9 protein-coding genes are annotated in these 11,861 nt (G+C 67.2%); 5 read left to right on the top strand and 4 right to left on the bottom strand.

The window, feature by feature from the left end:
• Positions 1-46 precede the first annotated feature (46 nt).
• Positions 47-2,395: a TonB-dependent receptor gene (locus tag QGN17_RS08730; RefSeq protein ID WP_281044092.1), complete on the bottom strand. Its 2,349-nt coding sequence runs from the start codon at positions 2,393-2,395 to the stop codon at positions 47-49.
• 178 nt (positions 2,396-2,573) lie between these two features.
• Here QGN17_RS08730 and QGN17_RS08725 point away from each other — a divergent pair, with 178 nt between their 5' ends.
• Together QGN17_RS08725 and QGN17_RS08720 are read left to right on the top strand one after the other, a co-directional pair.
• Positions 2,574-3,185: a TetR/AcrR family transcriptional regulator gene (locus QGN17_RS08725; protein ID WP_281044091.1), complete on the top strand. Its 612-nt coding sequence runs from the start codon at positions 2,574-2,576 to the stop codon at positions 3,183-3,185.
• Positions 3,186-3,259: 74 nt separating this feature from the next.
• Entirely contained in the window at positions 3,260-4,546 is a 1,287-nt protein-coding gene (locus QGN17_RS08720) for an Hsp70 family protein (protein WP_281044090.1), read from the top strand.
• Here the strand turns inward: QGN17_RS08720 and QGN17_RS08715 are convergent.
• Positions 4,543-4,947: a winged helix-turn-helix transcriptional regulator gene (locus QGN17_RS08715; protein WP_281044089.1), complete on the bottom strand. Its 405-nt coding sequence runs from the start codon at positions 4,945-4,947 to the stop codon at positions 4,543-4,545. The two genes, QGN17_RS08720 and QGN17_RS08715, sit on opposite strands and share 4 nt — an antisense overlap.
• Before the next feature lie 69 nt (positions 4,948-5,016).
• Between QGN17_RS08715 and QGN17_RS08710 the strand changes: the two genes are divergently transcribed.
• Positions 5,017-5,862 carry an NAD(P)H-binding protein gene (locus tag QGN17_RS08710; protein ID WP_281044088.1) on the top strand — a complete coding sequence of 282 codons (846 nt, stop codon included), beginning with the start codon at positions 5,017-5,019 and terminating at the stop codon, positions 5,860-5,862.
• 58 nt (positions 5,863-5,920) lie between these two features.
• Here the strand turns inward: QGN17_RS08710 and QGN17_RS08705 are convergent, their stop codons facing one another.
• Complete coding sequence (locus QGN17_RS08705) at positions 5,921-6,820, bottom strand: AraC family transcriptional regulator (RefSeq protein WP_281044087.1); 900 nt, start codon at positions 6,818-6,820, stop codon at positions 5,921-5,923.
• Positions 6,821-6,918: 98 nt separating this feature from the next.
• Between QGN17_RS08705 and QGN17_RS08700 the strand changes: the two genes are divergently transcribed.
• Complete coding sequence (locus QGN17_RS08700; protein ID WP_281044086.1) at positions 6,919-7,668, top strand: SDR family oxidoreductase; 750 nt, start codon at positions 6,919-6,921, stop codon at positions 7,666-7,668.
• Positions 7,669-7,675: 7 nt separating this feature from the next.
• Here QGN17_RS08700 and QGN17_RS08695 read toward each other — a convergent pair whose 3' ends face one another.
• Complete coding sequence (locus QGN17_RS08695; protein WP_390902648.1) at positions 7,676-8,128, bottom strand: Lrp/AsnC family transcriptional regulator; 453 nt, start codon at positions 8,126-8,128, stop codon at positions 7,676-7,678.
• 113 nt (positions 8,129-8,241) lie between these two features.
• On the opposite strand from QGN17_RS08695, the gene putA reads away from it, so the two are divergent.
• Positions 8,242-11,856 (top strand): trifunctional transcriptional regulator/proline dehydrogenase/L-glutamate gamma-semialdehyde dehydrogenase, encoded by a 3,615-nt coding sequence (putA, locus tag QGN17_RS08690; protein ID WP_281044084.1) that lies wholly within the window; start codon positions 8,242-8,244, stop codon positions 11,854-11,856.
• Positions 11,857-11,861: the final 5 nt, after the last annotated feature.

The following is an 11,861-nucleotide window of genomic DNA, read 5'->3' as shown; positions in this document are numbered from 1 at the left end:
GCCGGACAGCGCCGGCCGGGTCTGAACCCGGCCGGTGCTGTCTGCATCAGAAGCGGAAGCCCACCGTTCCCGTCCAGGTGCGCGGATCGCCGTAATAGACCGTCTGGATGTTGCCGACCGACGAGAATTCCTGCGCGTCGGTCTTGTAGATGGTGTTGGCCGCGTTCTTCACGCCGCCCTGCACGTACCAGTGGCCGTTCGGCGCATCGTAGCGGACATAGGCGTTGAACAGCCAGTAGCCGTTCTCGTAGAGGCCCGGCCGGTTGTCGACCGACAGCCACTGCTTGTCCACGAAGCGGGCGTCGCCACCCACCGTGATCGTGCCGGCGCCGTTCAGATCGAACGCATAGTCGCTGCCGAGGCTGGCGGAGAGCGGCGGCGCGAAGGCGGGCTTGCAGGTGATGTGGGCGCCGGTCGGATTGCAGGAGAAAGCGGGCGCCCGGCGCGCGTCGTCGAAGCGCAGATATTTGGCGTTGAGGTAGCCGACGTCGGCGCGGATCGACCAGCCCTTGGTCGGCCGGATGGCCAATTCGGTCTCGATGCCCCAGATGCGCAGCTTGCCGGCGTTGACCACCGGGAAGGAGCCGCCCGCGACACCGGTCGTGCCGCCGCCGACGCGCGCCTGGAAATCCTTGTAGTCGCTGTAGAAGACGTCGCCCGACAGGCTGACGCGGCCGCCGAGGAAGCTGCCCTTGGCACCGGCCTCGTAGGTCCACACCGTCTCGGGCTTGAAATAGGGGACGATGACGGTCTGGCCGTCGATCACCTGGGTCACGTCGCCCAGCCCGTTGACGCGGCCATTGAACCCGCCCGACTTGAAGCCGCGCGAGGCCGACGCATAGAGCAGCGTATCGCGCGTCGGCTTGTAGGAGAGCGTGAAGCTCGGCGTCCAGGCGTGGAAATTCACGTGGTCGAGATCGTCGTACGGGGCCGGCAGCGAACCGGGGAAGTCGAACGGCGCGCTGGTGATCGTGCCGCCGAGCAGCGGGTTGCCCAGCACCGTATAGGTCGAGCGGACGTAATGCTTGCGCTCGCTGGTGTAGCGGATGCCCGCCGTCGCCGAGAGCTTGTCGGTGAAATCATAGGTCATCTGACCGAAGGCGGCGTAGCTCTTGGTCGTCTGGAAGTCGGTGATGTAGCGCTGGAATGTCGCCGGCGTACCCAGCACCGTTAGATAGTCGTCGTCGTAGGACACCTGGTTCGAGCTGATATGCTCGTTCAGGTAATAGAGGCCGGCGACGCCCTTCAGCGGGCCGTGATCGTATTTGAGCTGCACCTCCTGGCTGATCTGCCGCTGGCGCACGCCGACATAGGCGTCGGCGAGCTGGAGCTGGGTCGCGTCGAAATCGAGCCAGTAATTGGGCTTCAGCTTGCGATAGGCGCTGATCGAGGTGAGCGTGAAGGCATCGTTCAGCTCCACGTTCGCGGTGAAGGCGACGCCATAATGGTGGAGCGTCTGGTCCTGCCCCGGCTGGAGGCTGGTCGATGCCTTGTAGTCGTAGGCGCCGTAGGGATAAGCGGGCGAGATCACCTGCTGCGCGCCGGTGACGAGATCGACGTTGGTGAGCGGTGCGGTGGCATAGCCGAGCGTCGGCCTTGTGTGCTGGCGGGTGTAATCGCCCTCCAGCGTCAGCTCCACCCTGTCGCTCGCCTTGTAGCGCAGAATGGCGCGGCCGGCCTGGGTGTTGCGGTCGTTATAGTGGCGCCCGGTGAGCGGATCCTCCACCGTGCCGTCGCGCCGGTCGTAGACGCCGGCGAGGCTGAGCGCGAGCTTGTCGGTGACGAGCGGGATGGTGACGTAGCCGTTGGCGAGCTTCTGGTTGTACGATCCGTAGGTGAAGTTGCCGCTGGCGTGGAAGTCTTCGAGATCCGGCTTCTTCGAGATGATGTTGACCGCGCCGCCGATCGTGTTCTTGCCGTAGAGCGTGCCCTGCGGACCGCGCAGCACCTCGATATGATCGACGTCGAACAGGTTGAACAGGGCGCCCTGGATGCGACTGATGTAGACGCCGTCGACATAGATGCCGACCGCCGGATCGAAAGTCTGCAGCGCGTCCGGCTGACCGATGCCGCGGATGAAGATGTTGGCGTTGCTGGTCGATCCGCGACCCTGCACCAGATTCACGTTGGGCGCGGTGCCCTGGATGCCGGAAAGATCGATTGCCTGCGCCTTGGCCAGCTGATCGGCGGTGTAGGCGGTGACCGCGATCGGCACGTCGATCAGCTTCTCCGCGCGGCGCCTTGCCACGACGACGATCTCGTTGCCGCTCGGCTGCTCCGCCGCGGGCGAGGCCGGGCCGGCGGGTGCGTCCTGCTGGGCGAGTGCCGGCGCCGTCGCCAGCAGGGCGGTGCCGAGCGCGAGACGAGTCCGTAGAGCGGCGATGCTGCGAGCCATCGAAAGCGTTCCTTCTCCTGAACCGGGCCTCCTCCTGCACTGGGGTTGCTCCGGCGTCTCATGTCTTATACTGAAACCTGAACCGGCTTTCAACTTTGGAAAATCAGCCGGACGCGATATCGAGGCGAGGATGACAGGGCGCAAAGCTGGGCCGAAGGCGCGGCCGGGACCGGTGGAGATGGCGTCGCCTTCGGGCGCCAAGGTGCCGCGCACCGAACGTGGGCGTCGCACGCTGCGCGCGCTGCTGGACGCGGCGGCCGACGAATTCGGGGAACGGGGCTTTCACGACGCTGCGATCGCCAAGATCGCCGAGCGCGCCGGCACCGCGATCGGCAGCTTCTACACCTATTTCGATTCCAAGGAGGCGATCTTCCGCGCGCTGGTGCAGGACATGAGCCTGCAGGTGAAGGAGCATGTCGTGCCCCACATCCTGCGCGAGCCGGATCGCCTGTCCGGCGAGCGTGCGGGCATCGAGGCGTTCCTGGGCTTCGTGCGGCACCACAAGGCGCTCTACACGATCATCGATCAGGCCCGCTTCGTCGCGGCGGACGCGCATCACGACCATTATCAGGGCATCGCCGACGGCTATCGCGCCAGTCTCGACCAGGCGGTGGCGAGGGGGGAGATCCAGCCCGGCGACAACGAGGTGCGCGCCTGGGCGATCATGGGCATGAACGTGTTCCTCGGCCTGCGCTACGGCGTGCTCACCGACGACGGCGATCCGAAGGACATTTCCGCGACCGCGACCGATCTGATCGCCAACGGCCTTTCGATGCGCGGCGCTGACTAGCCCGGATATCGGGGTTGCGATCGGGGCGGCATGTCGGCAAAGCGCCGGCCTCGCGCTTCGGGAGCCATCAGCACGTGAACAGCCGATCCCTCGGCCTCGACTTCGGCACGACCAACAGCGTCGTCGCGCTTGGCGGGGATGGCGCATCGGAACTGGTGCCGTTCGCGGCGCCCGGCGGCACGCAGCCGGTGTTCCGTTCGGCGCTCTGCTTCTGGCACGATGACGAAGTGAAAGGCGGGCTGGCGAACGAGGCCGGTCCCTGGGCGATCTCCGAATATCTCGAATATCCCGAGGACAGCCGCTTTCTGCAATCGTTCAAGACGGTCGCCGCCAGCCGCACGTTCGAGACGGCGAGCGTGTTCGAGAAGCGTTTCCGCTTCGAGGAACTGGGCCGGCTGTTCCTCGATCGGCTGGTCGGCCACACGGGTCGCCGTCTCGACGATCGGCCTTCGCGGATCGTCGTGGGCCGGCCCGTCGAATATGCGGGCGGGCGACCGGATCCGGCTCTGGCGCGCGAACGCTATGACGCGATGTTCGTCGGTTTCGGCGCCGAGATCCACTATGTCTACGAACCGCTCGGCGCGGCCTACAGCTATGCCGCGAGGCTGACCGAGCCGGCCACCATTCTCGTCGCGGATTTCGGCGGCGGCACCAGCGACTTTTCGGTCGTCCGGGTGGTGGCGGCTGGCGAGGCGCCGCGCTGCGTGCCGCTAGGCCATGCGGGCATCGGCATCGCGGGGGACCGGCTGGATTACCGCATCCTTGATCGGCTGGTGCTGCCGATGCTCGGCAAGGGCGGGCAATACCGGTCGTTCGACAAGGTGCTGGAAATTCCGCGCAGCTGGTTCTCCGATTTCGCCGACTGGTCGCGCCTCGCACTGATGCGCAACCCGAAGACGATCGCCGAGCTGGAACGGCTACGCCGCAGCGCGATCGACGGCGATGCCATCGCCCGGATGATCGCGATCATCGAGCATGAGCAGGGCTATCCGCTCTACGAGGCGGTGGGCAGGGCCAAGCGCGCGCTGTCCGAAGCGGATGCCACGACCTTCCGCTTCGACGGTGGCGGCCTCAGCCTGGAAACCGAGATCAGTCGGGGGGACTTCGAAGGCTGGATCGCCGAGGACGTCGCCGCGATCGAGCGGACGGTGGATCAGGCGCTCGACGCGGCCGGCCTCGAATCATCGGCGATCGACCGGATATTCCTGACCGGAGGCACCTCGCTCGTTCCCCGCATCCGGCGCATCTTCACCGACCGCTTTGGCGAGGAGCGGATCGAGACCGGCGGGGAACTGACGTCGATCGCGCATGGCCTCGCGCTGATCGGCCTCGAGGACGATGTGGCGGCCTGGGCTGCCTAGCGTTTGTCCTGCCCGTCGTCCGGCCGCAGCGAGGGCATGGCGCCTTCCACCCAGTCAGCCAGCGCCTCGACCAGCCTCGCGGCCTCCTCGCCATGGGCTGTCAGCGTATATTCGACGTGCGGCGGCACGACCGGATAGCTTTTGCGCACGAGCAGGCCGTCGCATTCGAGCTGCTGGAGCGTTTGCGCCAGCATCCGCTCGCTGACTCCGCTGACCTTGCGGCGCAGCTCGCTGAAACGATGGGTGCCCGAACGCAGCGCGATCAGGCTGAGCACGCCCCAGCTGCTCGTCATGTGCCGTAGCACGACGCGCGAGGGGCAATCGGGCGCGAAGACATCGCCGCGTGCCATGCGATCGGCCAGCCCGTTCGATGTCTGCTTCAGCATATTGTCACTTACCAATCTGTGCGTACTTACGAATAGTGAGTTAGGCAAATAGATGGGCGGCTTCAACCACCGAAGGAGCTTCCCATGTTTGCCGTCACCGGTGCTTCCGGCCAACTCGGCCGCCTCGTTCTCGATGCCCTGATCGAGAGGATCGACGCCCGTCAGATCGTCGCGCTGGTCCGCGATCCGGCGAAGATGGTGGACTATGCGGATCGGGGCGTGGTCGTGCGTCGCTTCGATTATGCCGATCCCGCCTCGCTTGTACCGGCGCTCGACGGCGTGGATCGCCTGCTGCTCATTTCGGGCAACGAACTCGGCCAGCGGGTGCCGCAGCATCGCGGCGTGATCGAGGCCGCGAAGGCCGCTGGGATCGGCTTTCTCGCCTACACGAGCATCCTGCATGCCGACACCAGCCCGATCGGCCTCGCCGGCGAGCATCGCGAGACCGAGGCGCTGATCGCGGCGAGCGGGCTCAGCCACGCCTTGCTGCGCAACGGCTGGTACAATGAGAATTACACGGCCGGTGCCGTTCCGGCGGTAGAGCATGGCGCGGTGCTCGGAAGCTCCGGCACCGGGCGAATCTCGGCCGCGGCGCGCGCCGATTATGCCGCAGCGGCAGCGGCGATCCTGATCGCTGGAAGTGCGGGCGTCTTCGAGCTTGCCGGCGACGATGCCTTCACCCTGTCCGACTTCGCGGGCTTCCTCGCCGACGCGAGCGGCAAGCCGGTCGTCTATCGTGACATGCTGGAGGCCGATTACCGGGCCGCGCTGGAGCAGGTGGGGCTTCCTGCGCCGCTTGCCGCGATGCTTGCGGACAGCAGCGCGCAGGCGTCCACCGATACGCTGTTCGACGACGGTGGTGTGCTGGGTCGGCTGATCGGCCGACCGACCCTGCCGATGAAGGTGAGCGTCGCGGCGGCGCTCGGCTGACGGCGCGACCTCGGTTTCGTGCGCGTCTCGGCGGCGCGCACGTCGACCGGACGCGAACTCACACGTCCGTCCGGGCGTAGCGCATCGGTGGCATGCCGACATGACGGGTGAAAGCCGTGCTGAACGCGCTCGCCGATCCGTACCCCACGCTGGCGGCGATGCGATCGATCGCCAGCTCGCGCCGGCGCAGCAATCGTTTGGCGAGCGCCATGCGCCAGGACAGCAGATATTCCATCGGTGGCAGCCCGACGATCCGGCTGAATCGGGCGAAGAAGGCCGAGCGCGACATCGCGGCTTCGGCGGCGAGATCGGCGATGGTCCAGCCGTGCGCCGGGCGCGCGTGCATGGCGCGCAGCGCAGCGACGAGGCGCGCGTCGGCCAATCCGCGAGAGAGGCTGGGGACGGCGGCGATGTCCGTCCCGCAGCGCAGCGCCTCGATCAGCAGGACTTCGAGCAGGCGTTCGAGGACCATTTCGCGCGCCGGGCGGGAATGCCGGGTTTCGTCATCGACAAGCTGGAGCAGTTGGGCCAGCCGCGGCACGCCTCGCGCGATCACCATTGACGGCAGCAGCGAGACGAGCAGGGCGGCGTCGGGCGATGCGAAGCTGCACAGGCCGACCTGCATACGCAGGTTGACCGGATCGTCCGCGCGGCCGACCCGGAAGCGGCCCTCGCCAAGTTCCGTCGGCATCATGTCGATCCCGTGCGGCGGCGGATCGATGCTCTCGATCACCTGGTCGTTGGCGGATGGCGACAAGACGAAATCGCCGGCACGCACCACGAAGGGAGGCTGTTCGGTCGATATGACCCGACATTCGCCTTCCAGCACCGCGAAATAGACGGGCTTCCCCTCCACGTTGCGGTCGATACGCCAGCGCCCGGTATATTCGACGAGCTTGGAGAAGCTAGCCGACGGCTGGAGGAGAGTGACGATCTCGGCCAGCGGATCGACGGTCATGGCAGGACTTTCGCGAAAGGATTTCGGATTTCGGGCTATAGAAGGTCTTGCTTACGGCCGCCATCTTCCGATCGTCATCGACAATTTCGGAGAATGGCATGCCTACCGTCCTCATTACCGGCTGCTCGTCCGGCTTCGGCCTCGAAACCGCGAAGCTCTTCGTCGAAAGGGGCTGGACCGTGATCGCCACGATGCGCAAGCCCGGTGCCGACATCCTCCCGCCTGCGGATAATCTGACCATCCTGCCGCTCGACGTCACCGATCCGGCCAGTATCGCGAGCGCGATGGACAAGGCCGGCGATATCGACGTGCTGGTCAACAATGCGGGGTTCGGCGCAGCCGTGCCGATCGAACTGATCGAGCCGGATACGGCGCGCCAGCTGTTCGAGACCAACACGCTGGGTACACTGGCGATGCTCCAGGCGGTGCTGCCCAAATTCCGTGAGCGGCGCGCCGGCACGATCATCAATGTGACCTCTACGGCGACGCTCAAGCCGCTGCCGCTGGTCAGCGTCTACCGCGCGAGCAAGGCGGCGGTGAACGCGCTCACCGAGAGCCTTGCGGTGGAGATGGAGCCGTTCGGCGTGCGCGTGCACATCGTGCTGCCCGGCCGTTCGCCGGAGACGAGCTTCGGGAACAATGCGATGCCGCACCTGCGCGGGCTCGACAATGCCGACTACAAGCCGTTGATCGAGGGTATGATCGCCAATTTCCGTGATGGCGGCGGGCCGGTCACGCACGCGATCGACGTGGCGGAGGCTGTCTGGCGGGCGGCGACCGATCCCGCCGCGCCGCTCAGGATCCCGGCCGGCGAGGACGCGGTGCAGTGGATGGCCGAAGCGGGCTGATCGCGCATCACGCGCTTTCGCGGACCGTCTCCATCGCGACGTAGGTGGATGTGCTGGCGACGTGGGGCAGGCTCGATATGCGTTCGCCCAGCACGCGGCGATAGTCGCGGATGTTGGCGGTGCGCACCTTGAGCAGATAGTCGAAGCTGCTCGCGATCATGTGACATTCCTCGATCTCGGGCACGCGCAGCACGGCGGCGTTGAATTCGCCCAGCGCCTTCTCGCGCGTGTCCGACAGCTTCACCTCCGCGAAGGCGACATGATCGAGGCCGAGCCGCGCCGGATCGACGATCGCGCGAAATCCCCGGATTACACCGCCCTCCATCAGCCGCTTCAACCGCATCTGTGTCGGCGTCTTGGACAGGCCGATGCGATCGGCGAGATCGGTGACGGTCATCCGTCCGTCGGCGCGGAGCGCGGAGACGATCTTGCGGTCGAACTCGTCCAAATCACTGGTCATGTGCATATTCCGGATCGAATGATCGCCTTGGAAGGCTATTTATAGGAAAACAGCGTATCCTGTGCCCTTCAACAAGGCAAATTTCCGCCTAGAGATCGGCTATATAAGCGGGCATGACCAAGCCCTTCTCCTTTGCCGCCTTCGCGCCCGCTGTCAGCCAGTCCACGCCGCTGCGCGCCGCGATCACTGCCGCCTATCGCCGGCCCGAGGCCGAGGCGATGGCGCCGCTGATCGAGGCGGCGGCGCTGGAACCTGCCACGGGGCAGGCGGTCGCGGCGACGGCGCGCCAGCTGGTCGAGGGATTGCGGACCAACCAGCAGGCGAGCGGTGTCGCCGCTCTGGTGCAGGAGTTCGCGCTCTCCAGCCGCGAGGGTGTGGCGTTGATGTGCCTCGCCGAGGCATTGCTGCGCATCCCCGACAACGCCACTCGCGACGCGCTGATCCACGACAAGATCGCGCCCGGCGAGTGGAAGGCGCATCTCGGCGGCGAGCGCTCGCTGTTCGTCAATGCGGCGACCTGGGGGCTGGTGGTCACCGGCAAGCTCACGTCGAGCGTCAACGAGGCGGGGCTTGGCGCGGCGCTCACGCGCCTCCTCCATCGCTGCGGCGAGCCGGTGATCCGCAAGGGCGTCGAACTGGCGATGCGGATGATGGGCGAGCAGTTCGTCACCGGCGAGACGATTGCCGAGGCGCTGCGCCGGGCCAAGGTGATGGAGGCCAAGGGCTTCGCCTACAGCTACGACATGCTGGGCGAGGCGGCGATGACGGCGGCGGATGCCGATCGTTATTATCGCGATTACGAGGCGGCGATCCACGCGATCGGCAAGGCGTCGGCGGGGCGCGGCATCGTCGCGGGGCCGGGCATCTCGATCAAGCTCTCGGCGCTGCACCCGCGCTATGCCCGCGCCAAGGTGGAGCGGATGATGGGTGAGTTGCTGCCGCGCGTGAAGGCGCTGGCGGCGCTGGCGAAGAGCTACGACATCGGCCTCAACATCGATGCGGAGGAGGCCGATCGGCTGGAGATCTCGCTCGATCTGCTGGAGAGCCTGGCGCTCGATCCCGATCTGGCAGGGTGGAACGGCATCGGCTTCGTGGTGCAGGCCTATGGCAAGCGCTGCCCGTTCGTGATCGACTGGATCGTCGACCTCGCCAAGCGCGCGAACCGGCGGATCATGGTGCGGCTCGTCAAGGGCGCCTATTGGGATGCCGAGATCAAGCGTGCGCAGGTGGACGGGTTGCCGGGCTTCCCGGTCTATACGCGCAAGATCCACACCGACATCGCCTATGTCGCCTGCGCGCGGAAGCTGCTGGCGGCGCGTAGCCATGTTTTCCCGCAGTTCGCGACGCACAATGCGCAGACGCTGGCGACGATCTACGAGCTGGCCGGCAAGGATTTCGCGCAGGGCGATTACGAGTTCCAGTGCCTGCACGGCATGGGCGAGCCGCTTTATGCGCAGGTCGTCGGCGCCTCGAAGCTGGGTCGCCCGTGCCGCATCTATGCGCCGGTCGGCACGCACGAGACGCTGTTGGCCTATCTGGTGCGGCGCCTGCTGGAAAATGGCGCCAACTCCTCGTTCGTGAACCGGATGGCCGACGATGCGGTGTCGGTGGAGGAATTGATCGCCGATCCGGTGACGGTGGTGCGCGCCATGCCCGAGCCGGGCGCGCCGCACCCGCAGATCGCTCTGCCCGGCGATCTCTATCCGAACCGCCGCAACTCGGCCGGCCTGGACCTCAGCGATGAGACCGTGCTGTCGGCCGTCGATGCGGCCTTGGCGGAAGGTGCGCAGCAAAGCTGGGCGGCGGTGGCCGCCGGGGCGTCGGGCGCGTCACGCAATGTGTTGAACCCGGCCGATCAGCGCGATGTCGTTGGTACGGTTACCGAGGCGAATACGGACGAGGCGGTCGCGGCGGTGTCGCGCGCGGCGGCATCGGGTTGGTCGGATACTTCGCCCGCCGACCGCGCCGCCATGCTGGAGCGCGCCGCCGATCTGCTGCAGGATCGGATGCCGGTGCTGCTCGGCCTGATCATGCGCGAGGCGGGCAAATCGATGCCCAACGCGATCGGCGAAGTGCGCGAGGCGATCGACTTCCTGCGCTATTATGCCGTGCAGGGCCGCGCACTGCTGCCCGATCACCGCCCGCTCGGGCCGGTCGCGGCGATCAGCCCGTGGAACTTCCCGCTGGCGATCTTCACCGGGCAGGTTGCGGCTGCTTTGGTCGTGGGCAACCCCGTGCTGGCCAAGCCCGCCGAGGAGACGCCGCTGATCGCTGCCGAGGCCGTCCGCATCCTCCACGAAGCGGGCGTGCCGGAGGATGCGCTGCAGCTCGTCACCGGTGATGGTCGTATCGGTGCGGCGCTGGTCGGCGCGCCCGAGGTGGCCGCCGTAATGTTCACCGGATCGACCGAAGTCGCGCGGCTGATCCAGCGCACGCTGTCTGGCCGCCTCTCGCCCGAGGGCCGGCCGATCCCGCTGATCGCCGAGACGGGCGGCCAGAACGCGATGATCGTCGACAGCTCGGCGCTGACCGAACAGGTCGTCGCCGACGTGATCGCTTCGGCCTTTGACAGTGCGGGCCAGCGCTGCTCGGCGCTGCGCGTGCTGTGCGTGCAGGACGAGGCGGCGGATCGCACGCTCGCCATGCTCAAGGGCGCGCTGGCGGAACTGTCCGTGCGGCCTACCGATCGTCTCGCCGCGGATGTCGGCCCGGTGATCACAGCGGAGGCACGCGACGGCATCGAGAGCCATGTCGAGCGCATGAAGGCGCGTGGCCTGCGCGTCGAACGCCTGCCGCTGGGCACCGAGACCACGCACGGTACCTTCGTCGCGCCGACGATCATCGAGATCGCCGACATCGCGCAGATCGAGCGCGAGGTGTTCGGGCCGGTGCTGCATGTGCTGCGCTACAAGCGGAGCGATCTCGACGCGCTGATCGGCGCGATCAACGCCACCGGCTACGGCCTCACCTTCGGCGTGCAGACCCGGCTGGACGGTATGATCGATTATGTGACGAGCCGGATCGGGGCGGGCAATCTCTACGTCAATCGCAACATGATCGGCGCGGTGGTGGGCGTGCAGCCGTTCGGCGGGCATGGCCTTTCCGGCACCGGCCCCAAGGCGGGCGGGCCGCTCTATCTCGGGCGGCTGGTGACGGGGCCGGCGGTGACGGTGGCGGACGCGCGGCCGATCGGTGGCGCGCTCGGCGATTTCGCGCGCTGGCTCGATGGCAAGGGCGAGGCCGAAGCGGCCGACGCGGCGCGTCGTTATGGCGAGGAGACGGCGGTCGGCGAGATGCTGACGCTGCCGGGGCCGGTGGGCGAGGATAATCGCTATGCGCTGCATCCGCGTGGCGCGGTGCTGCTCAAGCCCGTGACCAAGGCGGGGCTGTTCGACCAGCTTGCCGCCGTTCTGGCGACCGGCAACGATGCGATGATCGAAGCGACCGCCGATGTCACCGATGCGCTGGACAGCCTGCCGGCGAGCGTCACGGCGCGGATCGTGACGAAGCGCCGCGCGGCGGCCGGCGCGCTGGTGGAGGGCGAGGCCGGGCAGGTTTCGGCCGCGCTCGCCGCGCTGGCCGATGCGCCGGGGCCGCTGGTACTCACCCAGTCCGCGTCGCGCGGTGCGCGCGGGACGTATCGGGTCGACTGGCTGGTGCACGAGGTGGCGGCATCGACCAACACCACGGCATCGGGCGGCAATGCGACGCTGATGGCGATCGCCTGAGAGAG

The organism is Sphingomonas oryzagri (genome assembly GCF_029906645.1).
GTDB lineage: Bacteria > Pseudomonadota > Alphaproteobacteria > Sphingomonadales > Sphingomonadaceae > Solisphingomonas > Solisphingomonas oryzagri.
This window is presented reverse-complemented; position numbering and strand designations above follow the sequence as displayed.